The 16,996-nt window shown below is 38.5% G+C and carries 19 protein-coding genes and 1 pseudogene; 16 read left to right on the top strand and 4 right to left on the bottom strand.

Annotation, left to right across the window (positions count from 1 at the left end; genetic code table 11):
- From AB4Z30_RS25380 to AB4Z30_RS25340, 9 genes and pseudogenes are all read left to right on the top strand, one after another.
- A partial coding sequence (locus AB4Z30_RS25380; protein ID WP_441930208.1) for a carbohydrate ABC transporter permease occupies nt 1-336 on the top strand: 336 nt, incomplete at its 5' end.
- Nucleotides 337-382: 46 nt separating this feature from the next.
- Nucleotides 383-1,186 (top strand): carbohydrate ABC transporter permease, encoded by an 804-nt coding sequence (locus AB4Z30_RS25375; protein WP_441930213.1) that lies wholly within the window; start codon nt 383-385, stop codon nt 1,184-1,186.
- Between the two features lie 28 nt (nt 1,187-1,214).
- Nucleotides 1,215-1,349: pseudogene (locus AB4Z30_RS25370) on the top strand (alpha-N-arabinofuranosidase); the annotation flags it as partial.
- A gap of 545 nt (nt 1,350-1,894) precedes the next feature.
- Nucleotides 1,895-2,149 (top strand): RNA-binding domain-containing protein, encoded by a 255-nt coding sequence (locus AB4Z30_RS25365; RefSeq protein WP_441930207.1) that lies wholly within the window; start codon nt 1,895-1,897, stop codon nt 2,147-2,149.
- A 154-nt stretch (nt 2,150-2,303) separates the two neighbouring features.
- Nucleotides 2,304-2,789, top strand: a complete 486-nt coding sequence (locus AB4Z30_RS25360; protein WP_441930206.1) for a hypothetical protein — start codon at nt 2,304-2,306, stop codon at nt 2,787-2,789.
- Nucleotides 2,790-3,387: 598 nt separating this feature from the next.
- Complete coding sequence (locus AB4Z30_RS25355) at nt 3,388-4,017, top strand: hypothetical protein (protein ID WP_441930205.1); 630 nt, start codon at nt 3,388-3,390, stop codon at nt 4,015-4,017.
- Between the two features lie 181 nt (nt 4,018-4,198).
- Entirely contained in the window at nt 4,199-5,071 is an 873-nt protein-coding gene (locus AB4Z30_RS25350) for a hypothetical protein (RefSeq protein WP_441930204.1), read from the top strand.
- A gap of 460 nt (nt 5,072-5,531) precedes the next feature.
- Nucleotides 5,532-6,275, top strand: a complete 744-nt coding sequence (locus tag AB4Z30_RS25345) for a hypothetical protein (RefSeq protein WP_441930203.1) — start codon at nt 5,532-5,534, stop codon at nt 6,273-6,275.
- A 500-nt stretch (nt 6,276-6,775) separates the two neighbouring features.
- Nucleotides 6,776-7,396: a LysE family translocator gene (locus AB4Z30_RS25340; protein ID WP_441930202.1), complete on the top strand. Its 621-nt coding sequence runs from the start codon at nt 6,776-6,778 to the stop codon at nt 7,394-7,396.
- 303 nt (nt 7,397-7,699) lie between these two features.
- On the opposite strand, the gene AB4Z30_RS25335 is transcribed toward AB4Z30_RS25340, so the two are convergent.
- Together AB4Z30_RS25335 and AB4Z30_RS25330 are read right to left on the bottom strand one after the other, a co-directional pair.
- Complete coding sequence (locus tag AB4Z30_RS25335; RefSeq protein WP_441930212.1) at nt 7,700-7,810, bottom strand: helix-turn-helix domain-containing protein; 111 nt, start codon at nt 7,808-7,810, stop codon at nt 7,700-7,702.
- A 22-nt stretch (nt 7,811-7,832) separates the two neighbouring features.
- Nucleotides 7,833-8,489 carry a cupin domain-containing protein gene (locus AB4Z30_RS25330; RefSeq protein WP_441930211.1) on the bottom strand — a complete coding sequence of 219 codons (657 nt, stop codon included), beginning with the start codon at nt 8,487-8,489 and terminating at the stop codon, nt 7,833-7,835.
- On the opposite strand from AB4Z30_RS25330, the gene AB4Z30_RS25325 reads away from it, so the two are divergent.
- Nucleotides 8,451-9,113, top strand: a complete 663-nt coding sequence (locus AB4Z30_RS25325) for a hypothetical protein (RefSeq protein WP_441930214.1) — start codon at nt 8,451-8,453, stop codon at nt 9,111-9,113. The genes AB4Z30_RS25330 and AB4Z30_RS25325 overlap by 39 nt on opposite strands.
- A 29-nt stretch (nt 9,114-9,142) precedes the next feature.
- A complete protein-coding gene (locus AB4Z30_RS25320; RefSeq protein ID WP_441930201.1) occupies nt 9,143-9,376 on the top strand; it encodes a hypothetical protein in 234 nt (77 codons plus the stop codon).
- A gap of 620 nt (nt 9,377-9,996) precedes the next feature.
- Here AB4Z30_RS25320 and AB4Z30_RS25315 read toward each other — a convergent pair.
- Nucleotides 9,997-10,269 (bottom strand): hypothetical protein, encoded by a 273-nt coding sequence (locus AB4Z30_RS25315; RefSeq protein WP_441930200.1) that lies wholly within the window; start codon nt 10,267-10,269, stop codon nt 9,997-9,999.
- Nucleotides 10,270-10,302: 33 nt separating this feature from the next.
- Nucleotides 10,303-10,737, bottom strand: coding sequence for a hypothetical protein (locus tag AB4Z30_RS25310; protein WP_441930199.1), 435 nt, complete (start codon nt 10,735-10,737; stop codon nt 10,303-10,305).
- A gap of 598 nt (nt 10,738-11,335) precedes the next feature.
- Between AB4Z30_RS25310 and AB4Z30_RS25305 the strand changes: the two genes are divergently transcribed.
- The 5 genes from AB4Z30_RS25305 to AB4Z30_RS25285 all read left to right on the top strand — a co-directional run bounded on the left by AB4Z30_RS25305 (nt 11,336) and on the right by AB4Z30_RS25285 (nt 16,876).
- The gene (locus AB4Z30_RS25305; protein WP_441930198.1) at nt 11,336-12,226 is read left to right on the top strand and encodes a C1 family peptidase; all 891 of its coding nucleotides are present in this window, start codon (nt 11,336-11,338) and stop codon (nt 12,224-12,226) included.
- Entirely contained in the window at nt 12,219-12,653 is a 435-nt protein-coding gene (locus tag AB4Z30_RS25300; protein ID WP_441930197.1) for a hypothetical protein, read from the top strand. Before AB4Z30_RS25305 ends, AB4Z30_RS25300 begins: the two co-directional genes overlap by 8 nt.
- Before the next feature lie 25 nt (nt 12,654-12,678).
- Complete coding sequence (locus tag AB4Z30_RS25295; RefSeq protein WP_441930196.1) at nt 12,679-14,076, top strand: S8 family peptidase; 1,398 nt, start codon at nt 12,679-12,681, stop codon at nt 14,074-14,076.
- A gap of 1,215 nt (nt 14,077-15,291) precedes the next feature.
- Entirely contained in the window at nt 15,292-16,206 is a 915-nt protein-coding gene (locus tag AB4Z30_RS25290; RefSeq protein ID WP_441930195.1) for a sensor histidine kinase, read from the top strand.
- Between the two features lie 25 nt (nt 16,207-16,231).
- The gene (locus AB4Z30_RS25285) at nt 16,232-16,876 is read left to right on the top strand and encodes a response regulator (protein WP_441930194.1); all 645 of its coding nucleotides are present in this window, start codon (nt 16,232-16,234) and stop codon (nt 16,874-16,876) included.
- Nucleotides 16,877-16,996 lie beyond the last annotated feature (120 nt).

The raw sequence follows: 16,996 nt of genomic DNA, 5'->3' as shown, positions 1-16,996 counted from the left end.
GAATATTATGAGGCTGCTTCCATTGACGGGGCATCTGCTTGGCAGAAGTTTAGAATGATCACAATGCCATTATTAAAGCCGACCACGGTATATGTTACCACAATTAGTGTTTATGCAGGTTTAGCCATGTTTACCGAGAGTCTGATGATGTTCAACGGTAACAAATCACCCCAAAATATTGGCTTAACCATTGTTGGATACCTGTATAGACAAGGGATTGAGCAGAATAAGCTGGGTTACGCAGCTGCAGTTGGTATCATTCTGTTGGTCATTGCTATGGTTATCAATTTAACGCAGTTGAAATTTAGTGGAATGTTCAAAAAGGAGGAGGATTAAAGTGGGCAGAAGTCAGACGAGGAGTGATTTCATCTCTAGAATAGTAATGATTGGTTTATTCATTATACTATTCGTTATAATTATGATCCCATTCTACGCAGTGGCCCTATCTTCCTTTAAACCAGGTGAATCATTAATTAGATATGGTCTTAACCTAAGTTTGGATTTTAGTATTATGAGTTTTGATAATTTCATCTATCTGTTTACTGGAGAACATGATTATTTTGTATGGTTTTGGAATAGTATGATTTTAACAATCGTTCAAGTGGTTTTAACACTTTTTGTAAGCGCATTTGTTGCATATGGCTTTGCAGCTTATCATTTTAAAGGTAAGAACTTCCTCTTTATATGTGTTTTGCTCATTATGATGGTGCCTTTCGAAATACTGCTGGTTCCTTTGTACAGTCTAATTAATGATTTGGGAATGGTGAATAGCTATTCGGCAATCATTCTTCCCGGTATAGCGAATGCCGCAACCATATTTTTCTTCAGGCAATATCTACGAAGCATACCTAAAGAGATTATTCAATCTGGGCGGGTTGATGGAGCAAACGAGTATGCGATTTATTTCAGACTAATTATGCCGATTATGAAGCCATCGTTTGCAGCAATGGCCATTTTGATTGGTATGAATAGCTGGAATAATCTATTGTGGCCATTTATGGTATTGGGGGATCAGAGTAAATATACACTTCCAATCGGTTTGAAGACGTTATTAACTCCTTATGGCAATAACTATGACCTATTGATCGTGGGCTCCTTCTTCTCCATCATTCCAATTTTCATACTATTCATTGCTTTTCAGAAATATTTCATAGACGGTATGACTGCAGGTGCTGTTAAAGGGTAATATATATTATGATGAAACAGGTGATAAGATGGAAATCCTACAACGAGCATCACACGACATACAACCATTAATTGAACAGAGAGCTGATCCTTTTATTTACCGACATTCGGATAGTTATTATTACTTCGTAGCATCCGTTCCGGAGTATGATCGGATTGAAATTTAACATTGTGTCATTGCGGATTATCACGGGTTTGAGATGTCAGGTTATATGTGTTTGTTCATTTCTTAAGTCTGCGTATTGTTCTGAATGTAACTGGGGAAGGTAACGTGAAATTTGTTAGGTTTATCTGTCCTTTAGGATATCCGATCAGATTATAATCTTGCAACACGGGAAAATCAGAGATCACTTTGCCAAAGAAGACTTATTTTCATCAGAGAGGCATGCATATACGCAGCAATTTGTCCATAAACAATAAGCAGTATAGGCCATGCCCATGTGTACATTCGATGCATTTTTATGTTCATATATAACTCCTTTAGCTATTAAATCGAGAACCAGTGCCTGAGCGACTTGATTCTGCGGAGAATGAATAGATCAAGAACAAGAACAATTAAAATGGACAAGCCTACTAGCGGCATGAAGACGATGCAAACCAGCATGATCATCAACACACCTATGGTTACTTTGGGGCTTTTGGGTTTTGACGGTGCTCCGAGCTTACCCGTGGGCTTCGCTTTCGCCACATGATATAAGAGCTAATTGATATGAGTATTCTATTACACGATATAATTTGTATGGCTAATAACGTAGTTGATCGAGATTCTTATATTATCTTTGGAATTAGAGACCAAACGTTCGAAATTGTTGGAGTCAAAAATGATGAAAATCGAAGAAATCAGCAACAAATGATAGATTTCTTAAAACACAAAAAATTTTCCGCTGGAATTCGTCCTAGTATTACAATGCAATCTTTAATGATTATGCAAGAAGAAGTAGGTGTTATTATTATAAAAAAATAGCACAACTACCCCTTACTTCCTGATTGAGGATTTTACAAGCTACGGAAGAAAGGTTCGTTCGGGTCACATTTATACAAGGATAGGGGATACAAATACTGATATAGATAAAGTCGCAGACATAAACTATATTGAGTATCTTTGGAAGAAAAGGTTTATGTTGATGAACTCTCCTTTAGAACAAATTATTAAGCGGCTTGAACACAAAGAAGAATGGGTATTAGATGAATGTTCAGAGGGTTATATTTACTCCAACATCTATAAGCCTGAATTTAAAATTGTACTTTATGAGAACGAGAATGCTGGACTTGAGCAATACCCTGATTTTTACGCCTATGCGATGAACGACCCCGAAACCTTGTATCGAGAGTTTGATATTCAATATCAAGGTATTCAACAATTTAGGGGACAGATCGTTGTTCTTGATAGTGGTCTATACCCAACGGTTATTCCTGAAAAGAGTAGGGTTCAGTTTTTAGAGGATTATGATTTTAGATATTTCATTGAAGGTAGTACGACTCATAAACTGAGCGAATTTTTTTACATTGAGAATAACGATTTAAAAATGAGCACGAAAGGGATCACTTTATTGTTCATGTACAGCGGAATGAAAGTGACTTTAAAAATAAGCTTTACTCTCTAAGCGAAGATTATTCAGCGCTTGAGTTAAGTTCTCAGTATCTCAAAAATCAAGTAGTAAAACATCTGAATACGGGGAAAGCACTTAATCAAATGCTTACAGAGTATTGGAACATAACGAAGATTAATTTAAAGAGCAATGCATAATGTGTGATATCTTCTGTTAGATCATCGTACTCGCTAAGGTCATCATGAGAGAGCCGCTTTAAGGTCTTCTTGTTTAACACCACTTTGTTCAAATACCCACTCTAAATTCCTGGAACCTCCTCTTATTTTAAGGGAAGGTTCTTTAAGCATAAAAATAATACTTTTTATTGTTTTTCAAAATATCCATTGTTTAATACAAATAAAAATGGTCAATAACACTCACTAATCTGATCACATGTTCTTGTCCTCAGACAATTGTCGAAGGACAAGAACATGTTCCCATTGAGAGTCGCTATTTTAGCGGCTTTTTTATTATGGCTTTAGCCAGTTGAGTGCGTGAAACGCGCGAAACAAAAAACCACCCGCTATGCGGGTGGAGGGACCTGAGGTTTGACCCCCAAGACCATTCCGATAAAATTGAGATGTTCAGGCTCAAAAGAAAGGAATGGTCTTAGATGGCAATCATGACCACCCGTCCAACGGGTGGTCATGATTTAATCGGTACAAGTTCTTGTCCCAAGCAAGTCATGGGTAAAAAAAGCAGAACTTTTCAGTCTATTTTTCCGTCATTTAGATACACTATATTCTTAAGGGGTGATATTTTGCGTAAGCCGTATTTAATGACTGTTTTAATTTTTCTTCTGCTTGTAATTGGTGTCGGGGGGACAGTTATCTATGCCAACTCTCATCCTACGGAAAATGAGCAAACCTCCATACGTTCAATACTAAAAAAATATGAGAGGGCAGCAAAGAATCATGACGTGAATAACATGATCAAATTTTCACTGGATCTTAGTTGGCCAAATCAAAAACAATTCGAAGAAAATTTAAAGAAATTGAATGAAGATGTTTTAAAATTTGACACGGTAGCTCTTGAGAAGATAGAAACAGATCTTTATAAAGCAACTGTACTCGTTCAAACAGAATCATTGGAAGAAACACAAATGGAATTGCCTGTACTAAATCTAAATGGACAGTGGAAAATCATCGTAGGTCAAGATATTGATGATTATGAAAAATTAGGAGATAGTCCCACAAGTCCAACTATTAAACCTGCGGAGTTCTACAAAAAAATTTTTTCTTGATTTACCTACTAATCGCCGGTTTTGAGCGTTTAATCTCAATTGAAGTCTAAAGGGATAGGTCATTATTGGACCCATAACTTTAGGCTTTTTTACTTTTTTTTCAAAAAAAGTATCATAAATCGGTATGATATGCTATTATATGATTCATTGAAATCCAAAAATTAAAAGTGGAGGGATTTTTATGAAATTTAGAAAGAGAATATTAGGAGTACTTACTGCTGCACTATGTATGGTCACATTAGGCAGCTCTCTAACAGTTAATGCGGCAGGAAAAGAAGAAGCTTCTGTACGTTCAGTACTAGAGAGGTATGAGGCAGCTGCAAAGAAAAATGATGTGGACAGTATGGTTCAATATTCATTTGATCTTAGTTGGCCCAACGAAGAACAATTCAAAAGAAATTTGACGAGTCTGGACGAGGAAGTTTATAAGTTTGAAACAATTGCCCTTGAAAAGGTAGAAACTGACCTTTATAAAGCAACCGTGCTAGCCGAGACCGAAGGTATGGAAGAAACTCAAATGGAAGTACCTGTACTAAACCTAAATGGGAAATGGAAAGTCATAGTTGGGCAGGATCTTGAAGAAACACAAAATTTGAGTGCACGTTCAACAGACCTTGCAAGTTTAACCTTTAAATCTGCTGATTTTTATAAAGATTACTTCACCAATGCTGCATCCAAAAATAATTCAGCTCAGATTCAAGCTTTATCGGGAAGTGTTGATTATTATTCATTCTCTTTCTCATATGTTAATAGTATTTATACCGATGTATGGACTAATACTAACTCCGCTCCAACAATAAAAGGGTATCAAGAACCTGATGGCGGTCACGGCAATTGGATTGATATTGACTATCAACTTAGAAAGAAAACCACTTTCAGCTCTAGCGCTTTATCACCAGATGCAACAGTTAAGTTTACAGGTGCATACAGGAAGTCCGGAACATGGTACGAAAAGCAATGGTACGGCATTCCTACTGATACAAAACTTCTTATGAGAATATCCAACAATGATAATTCGTACCTCGTAACAGGCGCTGGAAACGTTTATAACTAATTTGATAACGGGGATTCCCCCCTTAGAAAGCAGGTCCGGCAGTTTTCGGACCTGCTTTTATGTTCGTTTCATACTACCTTACTCCTCTCCACACAACTCAAAATCACCGCTCTCAGTCGTACTCCCTGCTATGCTACCATTATCTCGCCTGTTTCTCCTTATTAGGGAAGGGATAACATTTTGTTATTTTATACGCTTAGCATTAGCGGACACGTTCTCGAACCATTCTCGACTACCTTAGCGGACGTAACAACCCGGCTTTCAACCTCGTGATGACCGCTAATGATGCTTAGCGGTCATTTGCTTAGAGTAGAAAAATCCGCTTTCTATGCATCTTAACGTTCTTATCGTATATTTTCGGTAAAATCTTGGCTGAACCCCTTGAATGTGGTGCCGAACAACCGTCACGATACTGCGGTAAGAACTAACGGAATGGCACGATGAAAGGTGAGAGCTAGACTTGAATCAAGCATTGAAGCTAAAATGGCACAGCATTTACGGACAGATCTTGTTTGAACGAAAAGTTCATGAAGCATGGCTACAGGTTAAGGCAAATAAAGGAGCAGGCGGGATAGAAGGCGAGACCCTCGTGAGCTACGAGAAGAAGCTGGACTGGATACACATCAATGGGAATGCTGACAACTCCACCGGAGCTGCAATCGATCAGATCTACAATCATTTAGGTCACTTTGCGTTAACTGGCTTACTTATGCCGCTCTTAAAAAAGACAGAAGGATCAAGAATTGTCGTGCTATCCAGTTTAGGCCATACGATGGGAAAACTCGATTTTGAAGATTTGAACTGGGAAGCGAGAAAATATGATACACAGAAAGCTTACGGTGATAGTAAAATAGCAAATCTTTACTTCACGTATGAACTTGCAAGAAGGCTCAAAAGAGAAGGGGATCATCCTAGAATTACGGCTGCACATCCGGGTTGGACAGCTACAGACTTACAGAGAAACTCAGCTTTTATGAGCGGAATGAATAGGTTTTTTGCACAGCGTGTGCATATGGGGGTTTTACCTACCCTTAGAGCTGCTTTTGATGAAGAGGCTAAAGCCGGAGATTTTTTTGGACCATCCAAATTGATGAATATGAGAGGGTATCCGGTTGCACATTCATCGAACAAGCTATCCTATGATGAAACCATTGCCAGAGAATTATGGCAACGTTCAGAGGAAATGACGGGAATTAAATTCTAAAAACAAAAGGGTGGCGCTTCTAGGCGGTGTGTTTGTTACCGGCAGCATTAGTGGCGTTAAAGGACTTGATTTCTTAGGGATCCCTATTACTGTCGAGGGACAAGAACATAATCCGATTACCGATTAGATGATTGACTAAGTGAGGGTGGTGGGTCTTTCTTTTAATGTCTGAAGCCCTAAAGGCTGGTTTATGGCCAAAGAGACTAGTTGAATTACTATGACCCTCCATTTGAAATGCACAGATGCACATTTCGAATGGATTATTTGAGAAGATCGCTGATGGAGAACTAGCCATACTTTCTATCTAGAGGAATTGAAACGCTGATTCATAATTTCGATCCATTTAATTTAACAATAGCCATAACAATAGGATAAGCTCACACCTCGTAACAAAAGAAGCTACAGGCTGAAATCAGTTGCATAAGGGTGAATCTAAATATTGATATTTGGATTGTAACGCGTTATCATAGTTTATCCAAAATATATTTAGGAGGCACAGCATGAATGACATACTAGCTTTTTCGATCTTGCTAATCTTCATTGTGATGTCACCAGGTGTCGACTTTGCATTAATAACAAAGCGAACTTTGACAGATGGCAAGAAAGATGGTTTCAAAATTGCATTAGGTCTAACTAGCGGAGCTCTAGTGCACACAATGGCAGCAGCTCTAGGACTTTCCATTATATTAATGAAATCAGCTGTAGCCTTTGAAGTAATCAAATACGCTGGCGCTGCTTATTTGATTTATATGGGATTGTCTTCCTTCATTAAGCCAAAGAGTGATTTAAATCAAGATGAGCCGGATAATTTAAAAAGATCGGCATTTATGCAAGGGTTGGTTTCCAATGCTCTTAATCCGAAAGTAGCTATCTTTTTCCTTACTTTTCTACCTCAATTTGTGACACCTAACCTAAATGCGAGTCTACAATTTCTAATTATGGGTTCCTTTTATGCATTGCTTTCAATATTATGGTTTTCAACGATCGTATTTTTATTAAGTTATGTACGGAAATGGCTAATGTCGCCAAAGGTTCAACGTATTATAGACAAAACTACCGGAATGGTCTTGATAGCATTCGGGCTAAATATGATTTTCAAAGCACAAAAAACGGGATCGTAGAGTTAGGAAGGGGGTTCTTGGATTACCTTCTTTGTATAACAATCTAGATTACACATCATTATCCGCATAAAAGGGTATCCACTCGCTTCGATTGAAAGCGAGTGGATACCCTTTTTGATTTAGTATAAAATGTTTAAACGTTTTTAATCATGAGTTATATATCTGATCATGACCTGTGGCGATTTCTCACAATAACAAGCTCAAGACATTGATTAGTCCGAAAAAGCAAAAATGAGATCATAGGTTTTTGACCTTGACAGTCGGCTTAATAAGCATGGTTTGATATGAGAGACCTAGTTGGTATCACAGTTCAACCTTGTGCTGTGCTCGGTACTTCGAAGGTGAAAGACCAAAATGAGACTTGAACGTGCGACTAAAATGACACAGATCGGCAAAACCAGTGAAATCTGCAATTTCTTCAAGTTTCAGATTGGATTCAATTAAATACTGAGTCGCTTTTTTTTAATTTCACATCAATTAACAGCTTTGAAAAGCTAGAACCTGACACCTGTTGTATAATCCGGCAGATGTACTGCCTGCTAAGATGCATGTATTCGGCAGTTGAGGCTAGAGTTGCTGATCTGAAATCTTTTCTTATGTGATTCATTATTTCATTGAAATGCAGTTCAATATTTGAAAGTGAAGTCGGAGTTTCAATGTCAGATTGATTGTGACGAAACAAGAAACTAAACAATAACTTCAAGTAACATTCCATAATATTATTACGGAATTCATCCCCCCATATGTATTCGCTGAATAGGCGAAGCATGGTTTCCCTTATATCATCGTTGTTGCCAGTATGAAAGAGGATATAGTTCGAATCCTGCCTGGTTTCTTCAAAAAGTACTTTATTAAAGAAACTAATCAGGGGAGGATTATGGTGAAATAATTCAAAAAAAACTGATTCTATATATTTACTTCTTATCATTATATAAATACAAATACTTCCATCCAACATTTTTATTGAATGCATTGTATCTGGGGGCATAACAAATAGGTCTCCGTCTGACAACTGAAACGTCTTATTTGGAAGTGTAAGAATCCCGCTACCTTTATGAATATAGATGCATTGAAAGTAGTTATTGGAGTGCATGAGATCAAGAGAGAAATTTATATGTTTGGTTATGGCCAGTATCATATTTCAGAAGATCCTGAGTTCTTTTGTGAGCTTATCCGTAAGATATATCGTTCTAATAAGAGTGAATCATTAGTCGATTCAAATGAAGAATCACAATCAACTGCTTCGAATGCTTGGAAATTGCTTCATGGTTGGCGAATACCTCCAGGCAGTCGCGAAAATGGAGATTTCGACGATGAATTCTTCTTAAAATGGCTTCAGCGAGTCAAAGAGATTTGTTCAGACTCGGGACACTTGGAAGTTGCACTAATTAATGTTGGTCACGTTCTTGTCCATTCTCCACCCGACGCAGGAGGTCTATGGATAAATGAATCTGTGGCTACTGCATTGAATGATAAGGATGCAGATCCTATTCGTAGGGGATTTAGATCTGGGGTACTCAACTCGCGAGGTGCACATTGGATAGATCCGACAGCACAACCTGAACTCAAACTTTCAGATGAGTATATGCTTAAAGCCGAAGATACTGAAAATGCAGGATTTCAACGGTTTGCAGTCACTCTAAAAAGTATTTCAGAATTTTATGATCGTGAAGCAAAACGGATTATCGACAGAGAAACAATTGAAACTGATAATTGAATAATTATATTTTAAAGGGGAGCTTCTTTATGCAATGCATGTTTTGTTTTGAGGATTTTGATAAACTTACAAGAGAACACGTTATTCCAGACAGGATTCTCAAGATATTCCCTGAACAAGATATAACGATTGATAATGAAAAAGAGTACAAGGATAGCAAAGGAATGGTAGTTCATGATGTATGCGCTAATTGCAATGGTGTGCTTTTAAGAGCTCTTGATGATTATGGAAATCCGAAAAGACGTCATAATTATAACCCGTGAGAAATCCTTAATTTGAATTATCGGTTTAGGACAGTATTGCTGATCAGCAACATTTATTATTTTGCTAATAACAATCCTGAGATCGATCTTGAAAATGAATAAATTTTGATTAGGTTTAGCATCGGAGACAGCGGTAATGAGCTGTCTCTTTTTACGTCAAGAATTATAAAACCCGTTCGGCAGTTGAAAGTTTTATAAGAGCGATTAATTGTCTTACTCACAAGTTGATTTCTAACTTTGAGCATATGCACTTAGACCACGTTAAGTACCTTAATACATGAAAATGAAGGGCTGCTTAATTTGACTCCAGCATTCCAGAACTGAACAAAATGCTATTATTTGAGTGAAGAGCTGAGGAGCAAAAGCAAAAGGGATAGCAATTCTTCTATTATTCGCCGCCTTTTCCTTGTTTGGTTCGCGTTTCTAGTCTCTGTGACTTGCTGTGTGACGAGCTGGTTCTCGAGCAATGTTAGATGAAAAGAAGTCATAATCTTATTATTTTGGAGCTCTGATTATAGGAGCCACCATTATTATGCTGAAAGAGTTGAAGAATACCTTCAAAAAAACTCTGCTTCTATAGAAAGTAAAATTACCTTCTGAAGGTCTTATAGAAATAAAATTCAATTTAAAAAGTTTTTTAGTATATTGGAGAGCGTTATACTAGATAACTCCTCTATTTTTGACGACCAAATATAATCTCCGTTAGTTACACCCGATATAACTATAGCTCTTTCTACCAATTGATCAATTTTAAGTAAATTATCCTCAGGAGGCTGGGGAGTTTGAATGGAAATAGTGGTTAATTTCATATATCCATGTCTTCCCTCAGGCCAAATTTGTCTGGCGCCAAGTTCATCTACATATGCTAAATATAGTTCATTTTCATTGCTCATTAGGTTTTTAACTCCTTATATAGTTTTTTAGGATTAATCAGCGCTATCCATTTCAGGCATTACCGGATGGTTGTTATCACAGGTTTTACAAGCATTTCGTATAACATACTCATGTTCGCTGATATAACTTCCCTGTTCCCTAGTTATATCTTTCCAATGCGCTTCTTCTTCATATCCAGAAGCAACCCAGCGCCAAATAAAAGAGAACTTCAGCCGTGTTGCACGACAGTTTAATATGCTCAAGTCGGTGAATTTGGTTTCACCAGGCTTAAGATCTTTTGCTACTACAACTAAACCTGTTGATTGATTATGTCCCTCTGTTACTGATGCTTCATCGTCTACAATTGCTGTTATTAGGGCAATTTTCACTACATAATCTGTTGAGATATTTTTAACTGATACAGATCTTATTACTTCAGTTGTCAGATATACATTATCTAAAGCTGCTTTTGAGATATCTTGTGGCAATTTTTACAACTTCCCTTTGTTCTGTTGTCATAAGGTATATTGAACAAATTCTTACGAATTTATACCCTTAGTAAATTAATAAAACTAGCCGTTTGGTCTTGGATAAAAGTGTTTATTGTATGGCTCACGAGGCAAGAGGAGGCTGGTTCCAATGAATATCTTCTGCACTTTATTCATTCGTTATATGTACATAAAAATGGGTCGAATAACTTTATTAAAGTTGCAACAACATATATCCAGTAACATATTTCAACTAAAAAGGAGATTCAGTTAAAAGATACCTTTTTTTATTACTCAGGACGTTCCAGACCGTATTGTCTCAAAGTCATATACGATTGCAGCTGGGGACAAAGTAACAGTTCCCTTGATCCAGAACCTGGTTATAAACTTATAGCTTGGGCTGGATGGGAAATGGACGATGATAAGAAATGTTTCCCTATCGGATTAGAGCAAGATGTTGCCGGTGGTGACTTTATTAAAGTACGTTTTTATAATACGGAGGCTACTGACGGAGCAACAGTAAGAATAGTTGGATTTCAAATTCATGTATCAAGGTGAGCTTATAATATCAATTTAATAAAATTGGAGGGTTATAACGATGTCTAGAGTTGATGATTTAATGAAAACTCTGAAAGATGTAGGAGCTACTTGGACAGCCGAAGATAATAATTTCTCAAGAATGTCTGACCAAGATCGAAAAAAATATCTAGGAGCTAATCCACCCGAAGGTTATGAACCAAATGATAACAATACAGCTTCTAACAATACAAATGCTTTTAACTATCCCAGTCAATTTGATCATCGCAATATCAATGGCCGTAACTATACTACAATTCCTAAGGACCAAGATGCATGCAAATCCTGTGTGGCGTTCGGTACGATATCAGCAATTGAATCTACACTTATGCGTCAAAACGATAGCTCCATTTCAAACCCAGATATCAGCGAAGCTCATTTGTATTTTTGTAAGGGTAGGGAAGTTAATATCGATTGCAGTACAGGTTGGTGGCCAGATGCTGCACTGAATTTTTTTGAGTCAGGAGGTATTGTTGAAGAGACATGGTACCCTTACCCGGATGGATTGTCTCGTAAGGACTGTTCCGGACTTAGTAATGCACCTAATCCTCTGACGTATCGACTATCATCCTATTCAAGAATTACGTCAACTAACGCAATAAAAGAATGGATTTCAACATATGGACCTGTCATAGGCTGCTTCGATGTGTACGATGATTTTTACAACTATAGTAACGGCGTGTATAGGCATGTAACTGGTGAATATTCAGGGGGACATTGTGTAGCTATTGTTGGTTACAATGAAGTAGAACGTTATTGGATATGTAAGAATAGTTGGTTTGGAGAGCGTTGGGGAGAACAAGGTTTTTTCAGAATTGCTTATGGAGAATGCAGAATAGATAGTTGGGGGAATTTCGGAGTAAGTGGTGTTACAGTTAACCGAAGTTTAAGAAAGGAACATTCATATGCTTGATTTCTTGCCAGTTGGTACAATCTTAGAAGGTAGTGGTGGTTCAGAGATATACAAAGTTATGGACCATCAAGTAAGTAGTAACTTTTGGGACTGTCAGTATAATCATGATGAAATAACCCTAATTTTCCCTTCACCCACCAAAATAGAAGGGGTCAAATTAAAAGGCGTTAATTGGTACAAAGATTCTGCTGAATGGAATTTTGAGATATTTGAAAAGCTTCCTGATAATTCTTGGCAATTACTCAAAGCTCAAAAGTTACGGATGGCTGGCAGTACTGGTCCAATAATCGAAGGGCCATTCACAGATACAATATGGATAAATACAGCTGAATATAGAGTAATAAAAATTGAGTTTAATGTCATTAATAATGATCCCAGTCAAAACTACAAATTAATGATTGAGGAAATATATATCCACAAAGTTTAACAACATTTAGGGATGGTGGCTAGTAATGAAAAGTGAACTTATTATTAAGTTGAAAGAATCGAGTAACATTGTACCCACTGATCCAGAGAATTTTAGCAGTGCGCCCGTGCTTACACCATTCACAAAGCTTATAATAGAGGAAAATATTAGTATTCACCCATTAGTCCCCAAAATGGATGTTGAATTCTTGGAGAGTAGCGAAGCTCCACGAGACACAAATCAAACTGTTCTGTCAGGTTACTATTTGGTTGATGCACCTGAGGATAGACTCGAGGTACTGGTCTCTAAGTTAAATGATCAAGAGGTAATTGAAGCTGCTTATCTAAAGCCCTTAGCTCAACTTGCTTCAGTTCCTGCACCACCAGAGACTACAGCATCGTCTCCAGATTTATCTTTGCGTCAAGGATACTTGGATGTTTCTCCTAACGGAATCGACGCACGGTTTGCATGGACTATCCCTGGTGGAACAGGAAGTGGTGTGAATATCATTGATATTGAAGGAGCATGGCGATTCAATCATGAAGACTTAAATCAAAATCAGGGTGGAGTCATTAGTGGACAGGAATCATCTGATCTGGGATGGCGAAATCATGGAACAGCAGTTATTGGCGAGTTTAGCGGAGATATAAATTCATATGGAGTTACTGGGATATGTTCCGAAGCGAATGTAAGAGCAATATCTATTTTTGGAAATAACTCATCTTCAGGTGCAATTGTTCAAGCCGCTAACTTTCTTCAGCCCGGGGATATTATCTTGATCGAATTACATCGTCCGGGACCAAGATATCAATACGAAAATCGTCCTGATCAAGCTGGATTTATTCCCATTGAATGGTGGCCGGACGACTTTGATGCTATCCAATACGCTTCCAGTCGAGGTATTATTGTGGTTGAAGCCGGAGGGAATGGCTCAGAAAATCTAGACGATTCACTATACGATCAAAGACCTACTAACTTTCCTTCAAACTGGACAAACCCATTTAACAGGTCAAATCGAGATTCAGGTACAATTATTGTAGGAGCTGGTGCCCCTCCGCCAGGCACTCATGGACGAGACCATGGTCCAGCGAGATCACGCCTTTCTTTCTCAAATTATGGTACAGTCATGGATGCTCAAGGCTGGGGGAGGGAAGTTACTACTACTGGATATGGGGATATACAAGGAGGAACTGATGAAAACAAATGGTACACAGATTCATTCAGTGGCACCTCAAGTGCCTCTCCTATTGTAGTTGGTGCACTTGGTTGTGTACAAGGCGTGTTGCGTGCTCACAATTTAAATGTATTAACCCCAATAATGGCTAGGTCTTGGTTGCGAGAGACTGGAACTATCCAGCAAGAAGGACCCAATAGCTCTGTTTCACAAAGAATTGGAAATTTACCTGATCTAAAACAATTAATCGCTAAAGCATTAGCACATTGACTATTGCAAGTAGTTAAAGTAAGGGAGTAGGGCTTTTTGTAGAGCGTATCGGAGCATCCTATTGACTTTGAAGTGTCGCCGGTTGGAGATATGATTCGTTCAGGGTCCGGAAATGGCTGGGAGATCATTAACTAACTTTCCAAATCTAACATAAGAGTAGGAAGCGACCATCTTGCAGTACTGGGGAGGTGGTCGCTTTTGTCTGGTTACCTTATAGAACTATTCAACTTTGTCGAGATTTCCTCTTAAAGGAATTTGATCGCCAGGAGGAGAAATACAGCAACTGTCGTATTTTTTGCATTTGTCGAGGGACAAGAACATGGTCCCATTGAAGTCGCTAATTTAGCGGCTTTTTTATTTTATCGGTACAAGTTCTTGTCCCAAGCTAAGGACAAGAACTTGTACCGATTGCCGGAATTGACAAGAACATAGTCCGATTGCCGATTAGATGTATATCTAAACAATGCACGCAAGGATTTAAAACCTTTTTTAGCATCATAATACATGAAAATGTTCAAATTGTTATGGGCAACTGACAAATTAAGAGGGGAGAAACACACGTGGCTAGGTAATAAAATCGGACTGAAACTAGCTGCTGAGGACAAGAACATGTTCCTATTGACGATTAGACGTATATCTAAGAGGCATCTTGCCCTTCAATACATTTAAACTAACGGGTTTTTGGTGGTGGGACAAGGATCTAATCGTTTCTAAAATGCAAAAACTCTGTTAAGGTATATGATAAAAACCTACGGCTCAAAAATTTAAGAGCTTCCTGTACATAGTCTTTGTCATCAGTTGAGATGTGATTTAACAAGCAAACATGTATAAGGAGTTTTTTAACTTTCTTCCTTTCGTATGTCCGAAAGGGCATGTACTAACGTACTATTATTTCTGGTGAAAAGAGGTATACTGGATACCGAGGTGAATCTAATGTGGTTTAAAAGAAGACCGAATACCGCTTCAGAGGCAGAAGAACCTATCGACCCTTTATCCGCTTCGCGRCTCCCTGTGTTAATATGGCTATGCCTTGTTACCACTGCAACTCTTATATTACAGACCATGTCAGCACCCATTATTATTCCGAGTGTTTTTTTCGTCATAGTGATGCTCATCCATACTTACTTATACTGGATAACAGGTTCAGTGGTTGCTTATTCCAAGCCATTATATATTATAATTCAAGCAAGTTTAATATACGGTAGTGCTATTCTTATGCCCGATGGCATGCCGGCAATTCTGATTGGTCTTATACCTGTATTGATCGGGCAAACCGTTGCGATCTATTTCGAAACAGCAAAAGTGGTTTTCGTTGCATTTGTGCTCTATGTCATGTTTTGTTCTCTAACTTTATTTAATCGAACTGGCCCTGAGGCGGCACTGCTTGTTTTATTACTTTTACTCATGATGGTTGTAGTTATATCTTACGCGTCATTGTTTTACAAACAAGTTAATGCACGTGTCAGAACCCAAAATTTCTTGCGGGAATTAGAGCTTGCTCACCAAAAAGTAGAGGAACTTACACTCACTGGTGAGAGACAGCGGATGGCTAGGGACTTGCATGATACACTGGCTCAGGGGCTTGCCGGAATCATTATGCAATTGGAGGCTGCAAGTATTCATCAAGAAAAGGGGAACCAGCTTAAAGCACAGGAGATTATACGTAATGCAATGGTACAGGCCAGACGATCATTAGCGGATGCACGACGAGCAATTGATGATTTACGCACAAAATCAAACCCTTCCATCACGCTCAGCGAGGCGTTTCAGGAACAACTGGAACGATTCCGACAGGCGACTGGTATTACAACTGAATTTCAGGGAGAGCTCCCTTCACAGTTGTCCAAAGTGCAGATGGAGCATATCTTGCATATTTTGAGCGAATCCCTTATGAATATCGCCCGTCACGCACAAGCGAACCTTGTCACGATAACTACCAGCCATAGCAATAATAAGTTTAACCTGAACATTGTTGATAACGGCCAAGGATTTAACACGGATCACATCGGAAAATCACATGGCCACTACGGCTTGATTGGTATACAGGAACGCGCCAGACTCATTGGGGGGAGTATTGAAATTGACAGTAATGAAGAAGGAACAGCTGTACATTTAAGCGTTCCATTATAATTGGTAGGAGGAGAGGGATAGCCGCATGAAGCATAAAGTCATGATTGTGGACGACCATTGGGTTGTACGAGAAGGTCTGAAGCTTATTCTTGAAACAGACGACAATTACTGCATTGTTGGAGAAGCCAACGAAGGTGTTGAAGCATTAAAACTGATGGAAAGTTCAGAACCGGATGTCATCCTGATGGACCTTAACATGCCAGGAGGGCTTGGGGGACTGGATACAATGAAACGGATGCACGAGCAAGGCCTGCTTATTCCCGTTATCATTCTTACCACATATAACGAGGACGAACTTATGATCGAAGGTTTATCCCTGGGTGCCAAAGGATATCTTTTAAAAGATACCAGCCGTGAAAATCTGTTCCGCACATTGGACTCTGCACTCCGTGGAGAGACTTTGCTTCAGCCAGAGATTACTGCCAGAGTATTTGCTCATCAGGCCCGATCGTTAGCCAAAAAAACGGAGCCTACCTTGCTTAGCGATAAAGAAACGATTGTTCTGCAAGCCATCGCAAGAGGGATGCGTAGTAAGGAAATTGCTTTTGATATGGGCATTGCCGAACGTACGGTGAAGGCTCATCTTACGAATATTTACAACAAACTTGGCGTAGATTCACGGTCTGAAGCGGTTGCTGTCGCTGTCGAAAAGGGACTCCTGCATCTCTAAGTAAAAAAATGACTCGCGTAAGTCTTGATTTAACTAACGTACATGCCCGTTCTTGCCCGATCGTACATTTAGGTAATGCCCTAATGTACGATTTTTTTTCGTCTATTTTTCAATACAATA

Origin of the sequence: Paenibacillus sp. 2TAF8 (assembly GCF_052114825.1) — a bacterium.
Lineage (GTDB): Bacteria > Bacillota > Bacilli > Paenibacillales > Paenibacillaceae > Paenibacillus.
The sequence above is the reverse complement of the archived record's forward strand: the minus strand, read 5'-3'. Positions and strand labels throughout refer to the sequence as shown.